At 71.7% G+C, this 18,927-nt stretch carries 15 protein-coding genes; 10 read left to right on the top strand and 5 right to left on the bottom strand.

From position 1 onward, the window contains the following. From ACIRR9_RS27690 to ACIRR9_RS27720, 7 genes are all read left to right on the top strand, one after another. Window positions 1-550, top strand: a 550-nt coding sequence (locus ACIRR9_RS27690) for an alpha-glucosidase C-terminal domain-containing protein (RefSeq protein WP_403756986.1), incomplete at its 5' end; no start/stop codon positions are given. Next, window positions 547-2,265: a maltose alpha-D-glucosyltransferase gene (gene treS, locus ACIRR9_RS27695; RefSeq protein WP_403756989.1), complete on the top strand. Its 1,719-nt coding sequence runs from the start codon at window positions 547-549 to the stop codon at window positions 2,263-2,265. The genes ACIRR9_RS27690 and treS, both read left to right, overlap by 4 nt. A 31-nt stretch (window positions 2,266-2,296) precedes the next feature. Continuing rightward, window positions 2,297-3,652 (top strand): maltokinase, encoded by a 1,356-nt coding sequence (locus ACIRR9_RS27700; RefSeq protein ID WP_403756992.1) that lies wholly within the window; start codon window positions 2,297-2,299, stop codon window positions 3,650-3,652. 4 nt (window positions 3,653-3,656) lie between these two features. Next, window positions 3,657-5,861, top strand: a complete 2,205-nt coding sequence (gene glgB, locus ACIRR9_RS27705; RefSeq protein ID WP_403756995.1) for a 1,4-alpha-glucan branching enzyme — start codon at window positions 3,657-3,659, stop codon at window positions 5,859-5,861. 151 nt (window positions 5,862-6,012) lie between these two features. Next, the gene (locus ACIRR9_RS27710) at window positions 6,013-7,101 is read left to right on the top strand and encodes a glutamate--cysteine ligase (protein ID WP_403757474.1); all 1,089 of its coding nucleotides are present in this window, start codon (window positions 6,013-6,015) and stop codon (window positions 7,099-7,101) included. 129 nt (window positions 7,102-7,230) lie between these two features. After that, a complete protein-coding gene (locus ACIRR9_RS27715; protein ID WP_365338783.1) occupies window positions 7,231-9,135 on the top strand; it encodes an AMP-dependent synthetase/ligase in 1,905 nt (634 codons plus the stop codon). A gap of 89 nt (window positions 9,136-9,224) precedes the next feature. After that, window positions 9,225-9,656, top strand: coding sequence for an ATP-binding protein (locus ACIRR9_RS27720; RefSeq protein WP_365339041.1), 432 nt, complete (start codon window positions 9,225-9,227; stop codon window positions 9,654-9,656). A 13-nt stretch (window positions 9,657-9,669) separates the two neighbouring features. On the opposite strand, the gene ACIRR9_RS27725 is transcribed toward ACIRR9_RS27720, so the two are convergent. Next, a complete protein-coding gene (locus ACIRR9_RS27725) occupies window positions 9,670-10,479 on the bottom strand; it encodes a methyltransferase domain-containing protein (RefSeq protein WP_384555767.1) in 810 nt (269 codons plus the stop codon). Between the two features lie 250 nt (window positions 10,480-10,729). Between ACIRR9_RS27725 and ACIRR9_RS27730 the strand changes: the two genes are divergently transcribed. Continuing rightward, complete coding sequence (locus tag ACIRR9_RS27730) at window positions 10,730-12,106, top strand: NAD(P)/FAD-dependent oxidoreductase (protein ID WP_365338787.1); 1,377 nt, start codon at window positions 10,730-10,732, stop codon at window positions 12,104-12,106. A gap of 16 nt (window positions 12,107-12,122) precedes the next feature. After that, window positions 12,123-14,372: an FUSC family protein gene (locus ACIRR9_RS27735; protein ID WP_403757000.1), complete on the top strand. Its 2,250-nt coding sequence runs from the start codon at window positions 12,123-12,125 to the stop codon at window positions 14,370-14,372. A gap of 7 nt (window positions 14,373-14,379) precedes the next feature. Here ACIRR9_RS27735 and ACIRR9_RS27740 read toward each other — a convergent pair whose 3' ends face one another. After that, window positions 14,380-15,204 carry a SigB/SigF/SigG family RNA polymerase sigma factor gene (locus tag ACIRR9_RS27740; protein WP_403757003.1) on the bottom strand — a complete coding sequence of 275 codons (825 nt, stop codon included), beginning with the start codon at window positions 15,202-15,204 and terminating at the stop codon, window positions 14,380-14,382. A 238-nt stretch (window positions 15,205-15,442) separates the two neighbouring features. After that, window positions 15,443-15,871: an ATP-binding protein gene (locus tag ACIRR9_RS27745; protein WP_403757006.1), complete on the bottom strand. Its 429-nt coding sequence runs from the start codon at window positions 15,869-15,871 to the stop codon at window positions 15,443-15,445. Between the two features lie 398 nt (window positions 15,872-16,269). On the opposite strand from ACIRR9_RS27745, the gene ACIRR9_RS27750 reads away from it, so the two are divergent. Further along, complete coding sequence (locus ACIRR9_RS27750; RefSeq protein ID WP_365338795.1) at window positions 16,270-16,719, top strand: cyclic nucleotide-binding domain-containing protein; 450 nt, start codon at window positions 16,270-16,272, stop codon at window positions 16,717-16,719. 24 nt (window positions 16,720-16,743) lie between these two features. Here the strand turns inward: ACIRR9_RS27750 and ACIRR9_RS27755 are convergent, their stop codons facing one another. Together ACIRR9_RS27755 and ACIRR9_RS27760 are read right to left on the bottom strand one after the other, a co-directional pair. Further along, window positions 16,744-18,048, bottom strand: coding sequence for an MFS transporter (locus ACIRR9_RS27755; RefSeq protein WP_403757009.1), 1,305 nt, complete (start codon window positions 18,046-18,048; stop codon window positions 16,744-16,746). A 96-nt stretch (window positions 18,049-18,144) separates the two neighbouring features. Beyond that, window positions 18,145-18,861 (bottom strand): TetR/AcrR family transcriptional regulator, encoded by a 717-nt coding sequence (locus tag ACIRR9_RS27760; RefSeq protein ID WP_403757012.1) that lies wholly within the window; start codon window positions 18,859-18,861, stop codon window positions 18,145-18,147. Window positions 18,862-18,927 lie beyond the last annotated feature (66 nt).

Raw genomic sequence — 18,927 nt, forward strand, 5'->3', positions numbered from 1 at the left:
CCGCCCCGCCTTCGAGGCCCGCGCCGTGCTCGCCGCCACCCTCTCCCCCACCTGGGGCATCTACAGCGGCTACGAACTCTGCGAGAACACCCCGCTCAGGGAAGGCAGCGAGGAGTACCTCGACTCCGAGAAGTACCAACTCAAGCCCCGCGACTGGGCACTCGCCGAAACGGACGGCATCGCGCCCCTCGTCACCCGCCTCAACACCGTCCGCCGCGCCCACCCCGCGCTCCGGCAGCTGCGCGACCTGACCTTCCACCACACGGACAACGACTCCGTGATCGCGTACAGCAAGCGCTCCGGGACGGACACGGTTCTGATGGTCGTCAACCTCGATCCGCACCACACCCAGGAGGCGACGGTCTCGTTGGACATGCCGCGACTCGGCCTGGACTGGAACTCCGCCCTGTCCGTGCGGGACGAACTGACGGGTGAGACCTACTCATGGGGCAGGACCAACTATGTGCGCCTCACGCCCGGCCGGACGCCGGCGCATGTGCTCCAGGTAGGGCGACCGACCCCAGCGAACGGAGGACCCAGCGCGCCATGACTGTCAACGACCCCGTCCCGGACTCCTTCGAGGACACCCCTGCCAAGGACCGGGACCCGGACTGGTTCAAACGCGCCGTCTTCTACGAGGTCCTGGTCCGTTCCTTCCAGGACAGCGACGGCGACGGAATCGGCGACCTCAAGGGCCTGACAGCCAAGCTCGATTATCTGCAGTGGCTGGGCGTCGACTGTCTCTGGCTCCCCCCGTTCTTCAAGTCCCCGCTGCGGGACGGCGGTTACGACGTCGCCGACTACACCTCCGTACTCCCCGAGTTCGGCGACCTCGCCGACTTCGTGGAGTTCGTCGACGCCGCCCACCAGCGCGGCATGCGCGTCATCATCGACTTCGTCGTCAACCACACCAGCGACCAGCACCCGTGGTTCCAGGAGTCCCGCAAGAACCCCGACGGGCCGTACGGCGACTACTACATGTGGGCCGACGACGACAAGCAGTACCAGGACGCGCGGATCATCTTCGTGGACACCGAGGTCTCCAACTGGACCTTCGACCCCGTGCGCGGCCAGTACTACTTCCACCGTTTCTTCTCCCACCAGCCCGACCTCAACTACGAGAACCCGGCGGTGCAGGAGGAGGTCCTGGCGGCTCTCCGGTTCTGGCTGGACCTGGGTATCGACGGCTTCCGGCTGGACGCGGTGCCCTACCTGTACGCGGAAGAGGGCACCAACTGCGAGAACCTGCCGCCCACCCATGAGTTCCTGAGGCGGGTCCGCCGCGAGATCGACGCGATGTATCCGGACACCGTGCTACTGGCGGAGGCGAACCAGTGGCCGGAGGACGTCGTCGACTACTTCGGCGACTACGAGAAGGGCGGGGACGAGTGCCACATGGCGTTCCACTTCCCCGTGATGCCGCGGATCTTCATGGCCGTGCGCCGGGAGTCCCGCTACCCCGTCTCCGAAATCCTCGCGAAGACCCCCGCCATCCCGTCCGGCTGCCAGTGGGGCATCTTCCTGCGCAACCACGACGAGCTGACCCTGGAGATGGTCACCGACGAGGAACGCGACTACATGTGGGCCGAGTACGCGAAGGACCCGCGGATGCGCGCCAACATCGGCATCCGTCGCCGCCTCGCGCCCCTCCTGGACAACGACCGCAACCAGATCGAGCTGTTCACCGCGCTGCTGCTGTCCCTGCCCGGCTCGCCGATCCTCTACTACGGCGACGAGATCGGCATGGGCGACAACATCTGGCTCGGTGACAGGGACGCCGTCCGCACGCCGATGCAGTGGACGCCGGACCGCAACGCGGGCTTCTCCTCCTGCGACCCGGGGCGCCTCTACCTGCCGACCATCATGGACCCGGTCTACGGCTACCAGGTCACCAACGTCGAGGCGTCGATGTCCTCCCCGTCCTCCCTGCTCCACTGGACCCGGCGGATGATCGAGATCCGCAAGCAGAATCCCGCCTTCGGACTGGGGTCCTACACCGAACTGCAGTCCTCCAACCCGGCGGTGATCGCGTTCCTGCGGGAGTACGAGGACGACCTGGTCCTCTGCGTGCACAACTTCTCCCGCTTCGCCCAGCCCACCGAGCTCGATCTGCGGGTCTACGACGGCCGGCATCCGGTGGAGCTGATCGGCGGGGTGCGGTTCCCCGCCATCGGTGAACTCCCTTATCTGCTCACCCTCGCGGGTCACGGCTTCTACTGGTTCCGGCTCTCCCGGGTCGCCTCCCACATCGGCCGGCGGCGCTGAGCGTGCGGAGCCGAGGAAAGGACGCGTCACCATGGTGAAGACCGTTGACCTGCCCCGGAGCACGACGGCAGGTCTCGACCGGCCGTTGGCCTCGCTGGGCGGGCTGCTGCGCGACTGGCTGCCCCGGCAGCGCTGGTTCGCGGGCAAGGACCGGCCTGTCACTGATCTGTCCGTGCTGTCCGTGACCGAGCTCTTCCCCGGCTGTCTGCATCTGCTCGTCCACGCCGACCACTCCCAGGGCGGGGACGCCTCCCCGTCCGGCGACTGCTACCAACTCCTGCTCGGCGTACGCCAACACCGCGCCCCCCGGCTGGAGCGGGCGTACATCGGCCGGGCCGAGGAGGGCCCGCTGGCCGGGCTCGCGGTGTACGACGCCCTGTACGACCCGCACGCCGCCGAACTGCTGCTGGAGCGGCTGCGGATCCCCGGCACGGTGGGTCCGCTGTGCTTCGAGGCGGCCCCGGACGCGCGGATACCCGGCGGACTCGCGCCGCGGTTGCTGGACGCCGAGCAGTCCAACTCCTCGCTGGTGTACGGCGACTCCTACATCCTGAAGGTGTTCCGCCGGATCCAGCCCGGCATCAACCCGGATCTGGAGGTGCCCGGCGCGCTGGCCGCGCAGGGCTGCGCGCGGGTGCCGGCGCCGGTGGCCTGGTTCCGCACCACCGAGCCGCGTCCCGCGACCCTCGGGGTGCTGCAGCCCTTCCTGCCCGACGCGGCCGACGGCTGGACCCTCGCCCTGCGCGCGCTCGCGGCCGGGGACGACTTCGCCACCGAGGCCCACGAGTTGGGGCGGGCCACCGCGGACGTGCATCTCGCGCTCGCCACCGCCTTCCCGTCCGCCGTCCACGAGGAGCACGGCCGTACCGCGGAGGCGATGACCGCGCGGCTGGACGCGGCCGCCCTCGCGGTCCCGGCGCTGCGACCGTTCGTACCCGGGCTGCGCGGTGCCTTCGACGCGCTCGCCACCTGCGACTCCGGGCCGCCCGTCCAGCGGATCCACGGCGATCTCCATCTGGGGCAGGTGCTGTGGGCGGACCGCGAGTGGTTCGTCATCGACTTCGAGGGCGAGCCGTCCCGGCCGCTCGCCGAGCGGCGCGGCAACCAGTCGCCGGTCCGCGATGTGGCCGGCATGCTGCGGTCCTTCGACTACGCGGCCCGGCAGCGCCGCCCCTGGCGTCCGGAGTGGGCGCGCCGTTGCCGGGAGGCGTACTGTGCGGGCTACGCGGACCGGGCGGGCTGGGACCCGCGCAAGAAACACGCGCTGCTGCGGGCCCATGAGACGGACCGCGCGGTGTACGAGGTGGTGTACGAGGCCCGGCACCGGCCGGCCTGGCTTCCGGTTCCGATGGCCGCGATCGAGCGGCTCGCCCGCTGGGGAGGCTGACCTGATGGCACTGCGTGACTCCGCACTCCCCGAGCCCTCCGGCCCCTCCCGGCCCACGGCCCCGCCCCTGGACCCCGCCGACCGTGAGCGCCTCCTCGCGGGCGCCCACCACGATCCGCACGCCCTGCTGGGCGCCCACCCGGTGGACGGCGGCACCCTCGTCCGCGCGCTGCGCCCGCAGGCCCGCGCCGTGAGCGTGCTCGTCGACGGGTCGCGCAGCCCCCTGGTGTCGGAGGGCGACGGACTCTTCGCGGCCGTGCTGCCGTACGCCGAGGTCCCGTCGTACACCCTCCTCGTCGAGTACGAGGACGGCGAGCACGAGGTCCACGACCCGTACCGCTTCCTGCCCGCGCTCGACGAGTTCGACCTGCATCTGATCCGTGAGGGGCGGCACGAGCAGCTCTGGAAGGCGCTCGGTGCCGAGCCGATGACCCATGACGGGGTGACGGGGACCCGGTTCACGGTGTGGGCGCCCAACGCCCGGGGGGTGCGGGTGGCGGGGGACTTCACGTGCTGGGACGGCACGCAGTACCCGATGCGCTCGCTGGGCGCCGCTGGGGTGTGGGAGCTGTTCCTGCCGGGCGTGGGCGAGGGTGCCCGGTACAAGTTCGAGATCACGTCCCGGCACGGCGGCCGGTTCCTCAAGGCCGACCCGATGGCCCGGGGGACGGAGGTACCGCCCGCGACCGCCTCGATCGTGACGGTCTCGCGTCATGAGTGGCACGACGGGGAGTGGATGGCGCACCGGGGCGACACCCCTGTGCACGAGGCGCCGTTCTCGGTGTACGAGATCCATCTGCCGTCCTGGCGGCCGGGCCTGACCTATCGTCAGCTTGCCGGGGAACTCCCCGCGTACGTCAACGACCTGGGCTTCACCCACGTCGAGTTCATGCCGGTCGCGGAGCATCCCTTCGGCGGTTCCTGGGGCTACCAGGTCACCGGCTTCTACGCGCCGACCTCCCGGCTCGGCACCCCCGACGACTTCAGGTACCTGATCGACGCGCTCCACCGGGCCGGCATCGGCGTGATCATGGACTGGGTGCCGGCGCACTTCCCCAAGGACGACTGGGCGCTGGCCCGTTTCGACGGGGATCCGCTGTACGAGCCCGGGGACGAGCGGCGGGCCGAGCATCCGGACTGGGGGACCTACGAGTTCGACCTGGGCCGGGTGGAGGTGCGCAACTTCCTCGTCGCCAACGCCGTGTACTGGTGCGAGGAGTTCCACATCGACGGCCTGCGGGTGGACGCGGTCGCCTCGATGCTCTACCTCGACTACTCGCGGGACTCCGGGCAGTGGACGCCCAATGTGTTCGGCGGGCGCGAGGACCTGGACGCGGTGGCTTTCCTGCAGGAGATGAACGCGACCGTGTACCGGCGGGCGCCGGGTGTGGTGACCATCGCCGAGGAGTCCACCGCGTGGGACGGGGTGACCCGCCCGACCGACAGCGGCGGTCTGGGGTTTGGGCTGAAGTGGAACATGGGCTGGATGCACGACTCGCTGGAGTACATCCGGCACGAGCCGGTCCACCGCAAGTACCACCACGACGAGATGACCTTCTCGATGGTCTACGCGTACAGCGAGAACTACGTGCTGCCCATCTCCCACGACGAAGTGGTGCACGGGAAGCGGTCCCTGGTGTCGAAGATGCCGGGCGACTGGTGGCAGCAGCGTGCCGACCACCGCGCGTATCTGGCCTTCATGTGGGCCCATCCGGGCAAGCAGCTGCTCTTCATGGGGCAGGAGTTCGCCCAGGGCGGCGAGTGGTCGGAGGCCGACGGCCCCGACTGGTGGCTGCTCGACCCGGAGTACGACGCCGAGGCCGATCACCGGGGCGTGCGGGATCTTGTCCGTGATCTCAACTCCGTGTACCGCACACGCCCCGCCCTGTGGCAGCGCGACACCGATCCGGCGGGTTTCCAGTGGGTCCTGGGGGACGCGGCGGAGGACAACGTCTTCGCCTTCCTGAGGTTCGATGCCGAGGCCCGGCCGTTGCTGGCGGTCTCCAACCTCTCCCCCGTCGTCCGTCCCGGCTACCGTCTGAACGTGCCCAAGGGGACGCCCGTCTGGCAGGAGATCCTCAACACCGACAGCGCTCGCTACGGCGGCGGGGACGTCGTCGGGCGGGGTCCGCTGCTGGCCGACGACGGCACTCTGCGCCTCACACTGCCGCCGCTCGGCACCGTGTGGCTGGAGCCCGTCGCCCCGTAGCCCGCCGACGGCACCGTCACGTGTTCCCACGGCCCGGTCCGGGCAGCACGGGGTGAGAGCCTGTGTCACATCCCCGGCCGGGGATGTGACACAGGCTCTCAGAGACCCCGCCGCGCCCGGTCGCGGCCCGGACGGAGGGCGGTCCCCGGTGCTGCGTACCGTCGGAGTGGAGGAAGAACTCCTGCTGGTCCACCCGGACAGCGGGGAGCCGATGTCCAGGGCGGCCGACCTCCTCGACCGTGCCGCCCGGGACGATCCCGGGCAGGCCGTGTTCCAGAAGGAGCTGTTCGGGCAGATGCTGGAGCTCGCCACCAGTCCGCAGTGGGACATGGCGGACCTCGGCGCCGAGATCGTCCGCTGCCGCAAGGAGGCGGCCCGGCTCGCCGGGGAGATCGGCTGCGCGGTGGCGGCGCTCGCCACCTGCCCGCTGCCGGTCACTCCCGCGCTCAGCGCACACGAGCGGTACCGGTGGATGGCGGGCCGGTTCGGGAGCGCGACGCTCGACAAGTTCGTGTGCGGCTGCCATGTGCATGTGTCGGTGGACTCCGACGAGGAGGGCGTCGCCGTCCTCGACCGCCTCCGGCCGTGGCTCCCGGTGCTGCGCGCGCTCAGCGCCAACTCGCCGTTCTGGCAGGGCCGGGACACCGGTTACGCCAGCTTCCGCAGCCGGCTGTGGTCGCGCGGCCCGTCGGCGGGGCCGACCGAGCTGTTCGGGTCGGCCGAGCGGTACCGGCGGCGGGTCGCGGACATGGTGGCCAGCGGGGTCATCCTGGACATGGGGATGGTGTACTTCGACGCCCGGCTGGCCGTGCACTATCCGACGGTGGAGATCCGGGTGGCCGACGTCTGTCTGCGGGCGGAGACCACCGTGCTGGTCGCCACGCTGGCCCGGGCCCTGGTGGAGACGGCCGCCCGGGACTGGCGGGCGGGACGGCCGCCGCTGGACCACAGCGTGAGCATGCTCCGGCTGGCGTCCTGGCAGGCCGCCCGCTCCGGCCTGGACCAGGATCTCCTCGATCCGGTGACCATGCGGCCCCGGCCCGCCGTCGACGTGGTGCGTTCGCTGCTGGCGCACACGGCGGACGCGCTTGCCGCCAGCGGTGACGCGGTCGGCGTCGAGGAGGCCCTCGCACAGCTGCTGCACAGCGGCGGCGGCGCCCGTGAGCAGCGATCTTTCCTGGAGCGCACGGGCAGCCTGCGGGACGTCGTGGTCGAGTGCGTGCGCCGTACGCAGGGCTGATCTCATGTCATCGGTGGGACACGAGTTGACCGTTCCTGACACGGGCCGCCCTCCCCTGGGCTACATTCGACCCGCGTCGACAACAGTACCGATCGGGAGGGTCACCCTCCGTACATCCAGGAGCAGCGCATGCGCGACTACGCCCTCGCTCCGACGACCGCTTCGACCCTGGCCGGCGGGCTCGCCGACAGCATCTTCGAGACGGCGGACCGGAACCCGACCCTGCCGGTGCTGGCGCGCCGGCCCGATGCCGCCGCCGCGGGCTGGGAGGTGGTCACGGCGGTCGAGGTGCGGGACGAAGTGGTCGACCTGGCCAAGGGGTTGGTCGCGTCGGGGATATCGCCGGGGCACCGGGTGGCCATGATGGCGCGCACGCGCTACGAGTGGACGGTGTTCTGCCTCGCGCTGTGGTCGGTGGGGGCCGAGGTCGTCCCGATCCACCCGACGTCCTCCCGGGATCAGGTCGAGTGGATCCTGCGGGACGCCCGCTGCGTGGCCGTGGTGGTCGAGGACGAGCTGGCGGTGATGACCGTCGGGACCGTGTGCGAGAGCCTCCCCGGGCTCAAGCACGTGTGGCAGCTGGATTCGGGGGCCGTCGCCGATCTGGTGCAGAAGGGCCTGTACGTCCCGCTGACCACGGTGGAGTCGCTGCGCCGGATCGTGATGCCGGACTCCACGGCGGCCATCACCTACACCTCCGGCACCTCGGGCCGCCCGCTGGGCTGCGCGCTGAGCCACCGTGGGCTGGCGTACCCGTGCGACACCCTGCTGGCGGGCTGGGGGCACACCGCCGCGCGGCCGGGCGAACAGCCGTCCGTGCTGGCCTACCTGCCGTTCTCACATGTGTACGGCCTGATGGTGATGGTGCTGTGTCTGCGCGGCGGGGTCCTGATGGGCCACGAGCCGGAGATGTCCGAGGCCGCGCTGGCCTCGGCGCTCGCCACTTTCCGGCCGACCTATCTGTACGCCGTGCCGTCGGTGCTGGAGAAGCTGTACAAGACGTTCCTGCGCACCGCCCAGCAGTCGGGCCGGGGAGCCCTGTTCGACCGGGCCGCGGAGACCGCCCGGGACTTCGCCGCCGCCGAGGAACGGCAGCGGCTCGGCACCGGCGCGGGCCCGGGCTTCGACCTGCGGCTGCAACACGCCCTGTACGAACGGACGGTGTACCGCAGGCTGCGGTCCGTGCTCGGCGGCCGGGTGCAGCGGGCCACGTCCGGCGGTTCCTCGCTCAGCCGTGAACTCACCCTGTTCTACGAGGGCATCGGCATCTATGTGCACGACGGCTACGGCCTGACCGAGTCCAGCGGCGGGATCACCATGCAGCCGCTGGGCCGCGAGAAGTCGGGCACCGTCGGCCAGGCCCTGCCGGGCACCCAGATCCAGGTGGCCGACGACGGCGAGATCCTGGTGCGCGGGCCGTCCGTGTTCCAGGGGTACGTCGGTGACGACTACGCGACCCGGGCCGCGCTGCGCGGCGGCTGGCTGGCCACCGGGGACATCGGGCGGCTCGACTCCGCGGGCTATCTGACCATCACGGGCCGCAAGAAGGACATCATCATCACCAGCAGCGGCAAGAGCGTGGCCCCTGCCCCGCTGGAGCAACGGCTGCGGATGCACCCGCTGGTGCACCAGGCGGTGGTCGTCGGCGACGACCGGCCCTGTGTGGGCGCACTGATCACCCTGGACCCGGACTTCCTGGCGCACTGGCGGATCGGGCTGACGACGTCGGGGGACTCGCCCGGGCGTGAGGCGCGTGAGGAGAACGCGCTGCGCGAGGAGATCGCCCGGGCCATCGCGTCCGCCAACAGCGTGGTGTCCCGCTCCGAGTCGATCCGGGTCTACCGGGTGATCCAGGAACCGTTCGCCCCGGGCAACGGGATGCTGACGCCGTCGATGAAACTGCGCCGGGACGCCATACAGCGCCACTACGCGGCCGAGATCGACGCCATGTACCAGGCCCGTACGCACGCGGTGCGGCGGCAGGGTCCAGCGGAGCCGGCCGACTGGGACGACTCGGACGACGTGTTCCGGTGAGCTGATCGCGCGTATCGTGTCCCGTCGTGGGAACTCGCCGGGAAGACCAGGACGGCGGTGACAGCCCCTTCCCGGGGCCGGGAGAAGAGATGGCGACCGGGCCACGGCGGGAGAGCGGACCGAGGGCGGAGACGTGTGAGCGCACGGCCGCCTTCCCGGGCGAACTGCGCAACGTGACCGGTGCCCGGCTCGCTGCGGACGGCTACCTCGCCGACCTCGCCCGCACCTCGCCGCCCGCCACCCCCGAGAGCTGGGACGACATCCTGCTGGTCGTGACGGAGCTGGCGGCCAACGTCGTCCAGTACGCGCCGGGGCCCTTCGAGCTGCGGATGCGCCGCACCTACGACGGTGTGCACATCACGATGCACGACACCAGCCGGGTCCGGCCCGAGCCCCGGCCCTTCCGTCCGCACCGGGGCGGGGGCGGTATCGGCTGGCATCTGCTGCACACCCTGTGCGACCAGGTCAGCGTGGTCGTCACCGAGGACGGCAAGGACGTGCACGCGTTCCTGCCCTGGTGAGAGCCGGGTGCGCTCAGCCGGGCCGGTGCGCGACCACCCCGAACATCGTCACCGACATGTGCAGCGCGCTCTGCTCGGCGGCCTCGGAGAGCTCGGCGTACAGGGCGTCGCGCTGGTCCTCGGTGAGGGCTCCGGAGCGTACCGCGGACTCGCCGAGCATGCGGATCACCGGCCAGGCGACCGAGCGGTGGTCCTGGAGCAGGGCCTGCGAGCCGCGGTCGTCGACCACGAACCCGGCCGCGCTGAGCTGGCCCACCAGGCGGCGCCCCGAGCTGGGGTTGGCGCCGTTCAGGACGCCCGAGGTGAGGGCGCGCACCACCTCCGGGTCGCCGGGGTGCAGGATCGTGGTCGCCCAGTCGGTGTCCAGGAGCGCCACGCGGCCGCCGGGGCGCAGCACCCTGGCCATCTCGGCGACCGCCCGGTCGGGTTCGGGGAGGTGCTGGAGGACCCGTTCGCACCAGACGACGTCCATCGAGCCGTCGGACAGCGGCAGAGCGAGCGCGTCGCCGTCGGTGAAGCGGGCCCGGCTGTCCGCGGAGCGTTCCTCGGCGACCGCGCGCAGCCCGGCGTTGGGTTCGACGCCGATCGCGACACCGTCCGGGCCGACCGCGGCGGCCAGGACCCGGGTCTGCGAGCCGGTTCCGGAGCCGACGTCGAGGAGTCGCTCGCCGGGCCGCACCGCCAGCGCCTCCTCGGCCCAGGCGCGCAGCCGCCGTACCCCCGGGTTGGCGTCCTGGGAGTCGAGGGCGCCCACCAGCGGGGCCACGCGGTCGGGGTCGATGTGCCGCTTCTGGAAGCCCGTCCCGGGCTGGGTCTGCGCCATGGCGGGCACTCTACTGGCGTACGTGATCGCCGTGGGGCGCGCTCGTAGCGGACGGAAATCCGGCGCATATATGTGCGACCGCCGGTTTCCCCCGTGGCTCCAGGGGCATGCTGGAGCCCACGCGTTCGGCTGCCTGCTCCGCCCGGCTGGCGGAACGGCGTCGGGCACGGTGGGATCGATGTGGTGCGAAGCAAGCGTTCCGGGGCATCCGAACGGCGTCGAGCCGGACGGCCCGGAGCAGCGGAAAGGGATGGACACCGTGACACGACCCAGGATCCTGGTGGTGGGCGCCGGCTTCGCCGGAGTGGGATGTGTGCGCCGCCTGGAGCGGAAACTCGCCCCCGACGAGGCCGACCTCACCCTGGTGTCGCCGACTTCCTACCAGCTCTATCTGCCCCTGCTGCCCCAGGTCGCCTCCGGTGTGCTGACCCCCCAGTCGATCGCCGTCTCGCTGCGCCGCAGCAAGAAGTACCGCACCCGGATCATCCCGGGCGGTGCGATCGGCGTGGACCTCAAGTCCAAGGTGTGCGTGGTCCGTACCATCACCGAACAGCTGATCAACGAGCGGTACGACTACATCGTGCTGGCCCCCGGCAGTGTGACCCGCACCTTCGACATCCCGGGGCTGACCGAGCACGCCTTCGGGATGAAGACGCTGGCCGAGGCCGCCTACATCCGCGACCACGTGATCTCCCAGCTCGACCTGGCCGACGCCAGCACCGACCCGGCCGAACGGGCCGCGCGGCTGCAGTTCGTGGTGGTCGGCGGCGGCTACGCGGGCACCGAGACCGCGGCCTGTCTGCAGAAGCTCACCCACGCGGCCCTGCACCGCTATCCGAACCTGGACCCGAAGCTGATCAAGTGGCATCTGATCGACATCGCGCCGAAGCTGATGCCGGAGCTCGGTGACAAACTCGGCCGCAGCGCCCAGGAGATCCTGCGCCGGCGCGGTATCGACGTCTCCCTGGGGGTGTCGATAGAGAAGGCGGGACCCGAGGAGGTCACCTTCACCGACGGCCGCGTGGTGCCCACCCACACCCTGATCTGGACGGCCGGCGTGGTCGCCAGCCCGCTGATCGCGACCCTGGGCGCCGAGACGGTCCGCGGGCGCCTCGCGGTGAACGCCGAGATGACCCTGCCGGGCCACGACGGGGTGTTCGCGCTGGGCGACGCGGCCGCCGTACCGGACAGGGCGAAGGACGAGGAGGGCGCGGTCTGCCCGCCGACCGCGCAGCACGCCATGCGGCAGGGCAGGGCCGTCGCCGACAACGTGATCGCGACCCTGCGCAACCAGCCGCTGCACCCGTACGAGCACAAGGACCTGGGGCTCGTGGTGGATCTCGGCGGCAAGGACGCGGTCTCCAAGCCGCTCGGCATCGAACTGCGCGGACTGCCCGCCCAGGCGGTGGCCCGCGGCTACCACTGGTCGGCGCTGCGCACCAATGTGGCCAAGGTCAGGGTGGCGACCAACTGGGTGCTGAACGCCCTGGCCGGCGACGATTTCGTCCGTACGGGCTTCCAGTCCCGCAAGCCCGCCCGGCTGAAGGACTTCGAGTACACGGACACGTATCTGGCCCCGGAGCAGGTCCGGGCGCGGGTAGAGGGAACGGGCAGCGCCCCTGCGTGACACAGGGCGCGCCGGAGTGAGAGCGGCCGGGGGGTCGGTGCGGGCGGAGCTGTGGGGGCGGCTCGCCGCGTCCGATCCCGGGCTGCTCCGCTTCACCGCCGGCCTGCGCACGGTCACGTCGATCGCGCTCACCCTCGCCGTCCTGGCCGCCCTCCGGGCCGACGTGACCCATCTGGTGGCCGGGGCCATCACCGCGATGGTCGCCACCTTCGCGATCCGCGAGAAGCAGCGTACCCAGCAGGCCGTCACGCTCGCGCTGGGTCTGCCGACGGCGCTGGCCTCGATGTCGCTGGGCGCACTGCTCAGCTCCCGGGTGGTGATCGGTGACCTGTTCTTCGTGGCGCTCATCTTCTGCGCCGTGTACGGCCGCCGCTTCGGCGACCGGGGCACGGCGCTGGGTCTGATCGGCTTCCAGATCTATTTCGTCTCGCTGTTCGTGCACGCGACCGTGCCCGCGCTGCCGGGGCTGTACCTCGCGATCACGGTGGCGTTCGGCTGCGCGGCGCTGGCCCGGTTCGCGCTCGTACGGCAGACCCCGGCGGGCATCCTCGGCGCGCTGCGAGGGGCCTTCCGGGCCCGCTTCGCGCAACTGGTGGCCGCTCAGGCCGAGTTGCTCGACGCCGGACCGGACGAACTGGACAAGGTGGTGCAGGAGGTCCGGGTCAGGACCGCCCGGCTGCACGAGACGGCGCTGCTGATCCAGGGGCGGCTCACGGACGGCACCTCCGACGAGGCGGTGGCCAGGCTGGTGCAGCGCCGGATCGCGGACGCCGAGATCGCCGCCGAGCGGCTCGGACTGCTGCTGCTCACCGCGCGTGGTGAGCAGCGCGCGGACACCCTCACCCTGCATCTGCCCGGGGCCCACCTGCCGTCGCCGGCGCCGGCGCCGGTGCGGGACGAGTCGTCGGAGCGGCTGCGCCTGGACCTGGAGGCGCTGCGGCTGCTGGTGCTGCGGCCGGCCGGCCCGCGGTCGGGGACGGCGCTCGCCCAGCTGCGCAACCGGCTTCTCGGCTACCGCGAGGAGGAGAACCTGCCGGACGCCTCCTCCGCCGTCCAGGACGTCTTCCGGGGCGTCGGCGAGACCGCGCGGGCGGTGCTGGGGCTGCGGATCGCGATGGACGGGCCGCAGGACGAGTCCGACGACACCCCGGCGACCTCCCGGTCCCGGGAGGAGCTGGACGCCGAGGACGCGGCCATCGAGGGCGCCGAGGAGGACGAGCGGGAGGCGGCGGAGCCGACCGGGCTGCGTAGGCCGACCACCCGGGCGGCGGTGCAGGTGGCGGTGGGCTCGTCGCTGGCCATCGTCGGCGGCGAGTTCCTGTCCGCCCAGCGCTGGTACTGGGCGGTGCTCACCTGCTGGATCGTGTTCATCAACACCGCGTCCACCGGCGAGATCCTGGTGAAGGGCTACCGGCGGCTGCTGGGCACGGTCCTCGGCGTCGTAGCGGGTATCGGGCTCGCAGGCCTTGTCGGGCACCACACCTGGACGGCGTTCGGGCTGGTGCTGCTGTTCATCTTCGCGATGTTCTACTCGGCGCCGCTGTCGTACACCCTGATGTCGTTCTTCGTGACGGCGATGCTGGGCCTGCTGTACACGCTGCTCAACACCTACAGCCTGGACGTGCTGGTGCTGCGGATCGAGGAGACGGCGCTGGGCGCGGTGTGCGGGGTGATCGCTGCCGCGGTGGTGCTGCCGGTGCACACCGACCGCCGTACCGACGAACTGCTCGTCACGACACTGGACCGGCTGGCCGATGTCACCCGGGCCTCGGCCGACCAGTTGAGCGGGGCGCCGCCGACGGACCTGGTGGAGAAGGCCCGTGACCTGGACCAGGCGCTGGCCGATCTGGCGGCGGCGGTCCAGCCGCTGACCCATCCGATCACCCCGCTGCGCTCCCGCCGGGACACCGCGCGCTATGTGGTGGCGCTCCTGGAGACGTGCGCCTATCACGCGCGGTCCCTCGCGGCGACGGCGGAGCTGCTGCCCACCCATCCGGCGATCGCGGCGGACCCCCGGCTGCGCGGGGCGGGCGAGCGGATCGTGCACAACATCGAGGCGATCGCCGCGCAGGTCGCCGGGCGGGAGCCCGCCCCCGGGATCGAGACCGGCCCGAGCATCGCGGCGATGCTCAAGCCGGGCACCCTGGGCGCCCCGCGCTACGGCCGGGTGACCGACCGGGTGCTGCGGCATCTGCAGCGCCTGGACGAGGCGGTGGCGGGCCTGGCCCGGCCGCTGGAGGTGCCGGTCCGGTCCCGGGCCGGCTGACGGTGTGTCACCGGCTCATGGCCTCGGCCCGGACCCGGGCGCAGCTGCGGCTGATGAGCCGGGAGACGTGCATCTGGGAGATGCCCAGGCGGTCGGCGATCGTGCTCTGCGTCATGTCCTCGAAGAAGCGCATGTAGAGGATGGCCCGCTCCCTCTCGGGCAGCCTGCGCAGCCCTTCCTTGGCCGCCTCCCGGTCGATGACGACGTCGTAGGAGGTGTCGCTCTCGCCGAGCGTGTCGGCGAGGCTGTAACCGTCCTCGCCCGCGGAGAGTTCGGCGTCCAGGGAGAGGGTGCTGAAGCTCTCCAGGGCCTCCAGGCCGGCGGTGACCTCCTCCTCGGTCAGACCGGTGCGGGCGGCGAGATCGGCGACGCCCGGTTCGGGGGCGCCCGGGATCTGAGTGAGGTCCCGGCGGGCCACCCGCACCCGGTTGCGCAGTTCCTGCACCCGGCGCGGCACGCGCAGCGCCCACATCCGGTCCCGGAAGTGGCGCTTGACCTCGCCGGTGATGGTGGGCACCGCGTAACTCTCGAAGGCACCCCGTGCGGGGTCGTAGCGGTCGACGGCCTTGACCAGGCCGAGCGCGGCGACCTGGCGGAGGTCCTCGACGGACTCGCCGCGGTCCCGGAAGCGGCCGGCTATGCGGTGGGCCATGGGCAGCCAGGCGGCGACCAGTTCGTCGCGCAGGGCGTGCCGCTCGGCGCCGTCGTCGAGGGCGGCCAGACGGGCGAAGAGGGCTGCCGTGTCCGGTGCGTCGTCGTGGCTGCGCCGGGACGCGGCCGGGGTCGTGTGGTCGGGCGTGCGGGGACGGCTGGTCGACAGGTCGGTGGGCATGCGGAATCGCTCCTGAACTGTGGGTTTCAGGGCGTCACCGGAACGTGGTTCCGGGACTCGACCCGAACTGCGGTGTCAGGGTCGCCGCGGGAGCACCACCCGGGCCGCTCTGCCGGCCCGGGGGCCGGTCGGCGACCGTTCCCGCTGGCGCGCGCCTCCGGTCCGAAGCACGACAGTCCGCCTGCCCCTGCGCTCCCGGCGCAAACACCGCCGCGGGAACTTCGGCCCGCGCCTCGGGTCAGGGGCACGGCCTCAGGGGCACGACCGCGGTGATCCGCTTGCCACCGCGGGGCAGTCCGGCGACCTCCACGTCACGGGCCAGCCGGCAGACGATGGGCCAGCCCCGGCCACCGGGGCGACAGCGGCCGCCCTCGTCCGCGGCGGGCTCGGCCACCGGTACCTGGTCACTGCGGTCGCTGACGGAGACGCGCACCGCACAGCCCTCGACGTCGACGTCGAAGCCGGTGATGCCTCCGCCGTGCAGAATCGCGTTGGTGGCCAGTTCCGAGGTGACGAGCAGGGCGTCCGCCAGGTCCGCCGAGGCACAGGGCAACTGCCGGGCGACCGCACCGCGTACGGCTCTGCGGGCGTCGGCCGGCCGCAGCGGCGGCGGCAGGTGGGACTCGGGTCGTACCATGGTGGATCGGGTCAGCTGCTTCTCGCGCATCCTTTCGCCCCCTGGCTGGTGGACCGCTCGGTTTCGTGAGTCCCGTCCGTACGGGTCTCTCCTTGTTCGGCTCACCGGTGAGAGCGCGGTCAAACACGCCGGTGGCCCGCAAGGGCTTCCCCAAAGTGAAACGGGTCACGTAGCCTGTTCCCTGCTACGCGAAATAGCTCTGGATGGTTTACCGTTCACTCATAAGTGGTCGAGGAGTCGACGGAAGGTCCTCCCCCGCCACCTCTTGACGGCCCTGGCTGGCCTCCCCCGTCCAGCCAGGGCTTTTTAACGCCCGGACGCGCCTCCTACGGCCAATCTCAGGTCCTTCGAGGTGCCCGGCGCGACGGCAGAGGCTGAAATGGGCATAGGGAAAGCCCCGTACCCTCGCCGGCGAGGAGCCCCGCGCCATGACCAAAGCCATCAAACTGCTGACCGCCCTTCCCCAGGCGCAGCGCGAGCGCCTCATGGAACTGGCCCAGGAGGTCTCCTTCCCCGAGGACGGAAGGATCTTCGAGGCGGGCGGTACGGCGGACCGCTTCTGGGTGATCCGCTCCGGGGCGGTCAACCTGGACCAGGAGGTGACGTCCCACAAGCGGGTCACCGTCGCCAGCCTGGGCGCCGGCGACCTGCTCGGCTGGTCGTGGCTGTTCCCGCCCTACACCTGGGACTTCGGGGCGGTGGCTTTCAGCCGGGTGCGGGCCTACGAGTACGACGCCGCCGCCGTGCTCGCGCTGAGCGTGGAGGACCCGCTGCTCGGGCTGTCGCTGGTGCGGACGGTCGCCGAGATCCTGGCCAGCCGGCTGGAGGTCACCCGGGGCAAACTCCTCGACGCGTACGTCGGACGACGGCCCGTGTAGACGGCCCGTTCAGAGGTGCAGGGGTCAGACGCGGTAACGGCGCAGGGCCGGGACGGCGGCGGCCAGCGCCAGCATGACGGCGACGACCAGCAGCCCGCCGCCCGCGACGGCCGCGCGCGGCCCGAACACGGACCCCGTGGTGCCGTGCAGGACGTCGGCGAGGCGCGGACCGCCCGCGACCACCACCGTGAACACCCCCTGCATCCGGCCGCGCATCTCGTCGGTGGCCGCGGACAGCAGGATCGCGCCCCGGAAGACCATCGAGACCATGTCGGCGACCCCGGCGGCGGCCAGGAAGGCCACGGCGATCCAGAGGTTGCGGCTCAGCCCGGACCCGGCGATGGCGGCTCCCCAGCCGACGACCGCGCCGATCACCATCCAGCCGTGCCGGCGCGCCCGCGAGAAGGTGCCCGAGAAGAGTCCGCCGAGCACCGCGCCGACGGGGATCGCCGCGAACAGCAGGCCGAGCGCGAGTCCCTCGCCGTAGGAGCCGTAGGTCTGGGCGGCCAGCTGCGGGAACAGGGCGCGGGGCATGCCGAAGACCATCGCGATGATGTCGGCCAGGAACGACAGCAGCAGCACCTTGTGCATGGAGATGTAGCGGAACCCCTCCACGATCTCCCGCACCCCGGCCCGGCGGCCCGTGGCACCCGCCAGCGGCGGCAGGGCGGGCAGCCGGTAGACCGCCCACACCGTCACGCACAGCGCCAGCGCGTCGATCAGATACAGCTCGGGCAGGCCGATGACCGGGATCAGGGCACCGGCGAGCAGCGGCCCGACCACCTGGCCGGTCTGCATGACCGTCGAGCCGAGGGCGTTGGCGGCGGGCAGTTGCGCCTCCGGGACGAGCCGGGCGATGGAGGCGGTACGGGCCGGGGCGTTCAGCCCCCAGAACGCCTGCTGCATGGCGAGCAGCACCATCAGCGCGGCCACGGACTCCAGGCCGGTGACGGCCTGGAGCCAGAACAGCAGCGAGGTGAGGGCTATGCCGCAGTTGGTGATCAGCAGCAGCTTGCGGCGGTCCATGGCGTCGGCGACCGCGCCGCCCCACAGCGCGAACACGATCAGCGGCAGCAGCCCGGCCAGGCTCGCGGCGCCGACCCAGGCCGAGGATCCGGTGATGTCGTAGATCTGCTTGGGCACGGCCACCGCGGTGAGCTGGCTGCCGACCGAGGTGACGATCGTCGAGGACCACAGCCGGCGGTAGGCCGGGACTGCCAGCGGACGGGTGTCCATCGCCCAGCGCCGCCAGCCGCGCCGGGGTGGGGCCGCCGTGGTCTCGTCGGAGGGCTGTGCGCCGGACTGGGTGCCGCTCTGGCTGGTGTCCACGGTGTTCCTGGTGTCCTGGTCTTCTTGGTGGTGGCTACATCTTTCGATGGCAGGTTCACTATCCCAGCAACTTCTGCCCCTGCCGAACCGGTTGTCTCAGGATGCGGCCGCAGGGGGGTTGCACAAGTCGCGTTCCGCGCTGTCCAGGAGCATCTGCAACGCCGTCGGATAGGCGCTGGTCACCATGCGTTTCGCCAGCAGAGGCGCCGCCTCCGCGATACGCGGGTGGGTGGTGGAGGGCAGCCCGGCGTACGTCGAGCTCCACTTGGCCTCGTCCGCGCGCTGGAAGTCCTTCGGCAGGGCCAGGGACGCCGCGTCCAGGGCGGCGAAGGCCAGGGTCTGGTCGATGAAGGCGTGATAGACGCGCACGGTCGCGGCCAGGGGGAAGCCCGCCGATCTCAGGACCTCCAGGACCGCCTCGTCCGCCGCCAGTTCATGGGCCCGTCCCGTCACCCGGTTCGCCGTCAGCAGGGCCGCCTGCGGGTGGGCCAGGTACTCCGCGTGGATACGCAGGCCGATCGTGCGCAGATCGGTCCGCCACTCCCCCGTCGGCGCCCAGCCGGACAGCGCCTGGCCGATGAGCACGTCGCCGATCGCCAGGGTCAGGTCGTCCATGCCCCGGAAGTAGCGGTACAGGGTGCTGGGGTCGCAGTCGAGGGCCAGCCCCAGGCGGCGGGCGGTGAGGCCGGCGCTGCCGTGTTCGCGCAGCAGACGCAGCGCCGTCCCGACGATCAGCTCCTCGGACAGCACGGTGCCGCTGCGCGTCGGACGGCGCCGGCGCCGCCTGTCCTCCGGTACGACCTGTTTGGGCATCGCCCGCTCCCCTGCACCCGTCCTTATGCCAACGCCATTGACCTTATGCGACGGCCCGGCGTTTGA

The sequence above is a fragment of the Streptomyces sp. NPDC101234 genome, assembly GCF_044767525.1.
Classification (GTDB): Bacteria; Actinomycetota; Actinomycetes; order Streptomycetales; family Streptomycetaceae; genus Streptomyces; species Streptomyces sasae.

Bases quoted from the DNA above. Each gene is read 5' to 3' on its own strand.
- treS (WP_403756989.1), top strand. From the start codon at position 547: ATGACTGTCAACGACCCCGTCCCGGACTCCTTCGAGGACACCCCTGCC.
- ACIRR9_RS27700 (WP_403756992.1), top strand. From the start codon at position 2,297: ATGGTGAAGACCGTTGACCTGCCCCGGAGCACGACGGCAGGTCTCGAC.
- glgB (WP_403756995.1), top strand. From the start codon at position 3,657: ATGGCACTGCGTGACTCCGCACTCCCCGAGCCCTCCGGCCCCTCCCGG.
- ACIRR9_RS27715 (WP_365338783.1), top strand. From the start codon at position 7,231: ATGCGCGACTACGCCCTCGCTCCGACGACCGCTTCGACCCTGGCCGGC.
- ACIRR9_RS27720 (WP_365339041.1), top strand. From the start codon at position 9,225: ATGGCGACCGGGCCACGGCGGGAGAGCGGACCGAGGGCGGAGACGTGT.
- ACIRR9_RS27725 (WP_384555767.1), bottom strand. From the start codon at position 10,479: ATGGCGCAGACCCAGCCCGGGACGGGCTTCCAGAAGCGGCACATCGAC.
- ACIRR9_RS27730 (WP_365338787.1), top strand. From the start codon at position 10,730: ATGGACACCGTGACACGACCCAGGATCCTGGTGGTGGGCGCCGGCTTC.
- ACIRR9_RS27740 (WP_403757003.1), bottom strand. From the start codon at position 15,204: ATGCCCACCGACCTGTCGACCAGCCGTCCCCGCACGCCCGACCACACG.
- ACIRR9_RS27745 (WP_403757006.1), bottom strand. From the start codon at position 15,871: ATGCGCGAGAAGCAGCTGACCCGATCCACCATGGTACGACCCGAGTCC.
- ACIRR9_RS27750 (WP_365338795.1), top strand. From the start codon at position 16,270: ATGACCAAAGCCATCAAACTGCTGACCGCCCTTCCCCAGGCGCAGCGC.
- ACIRR9_RS27760 (WP_403757012.1), bottom strand. From the start codon at position 18,861: ATGCCCAAACAGGTCGTACCGGAGGACAGGCGGCGCCGGCGCCGTCCG.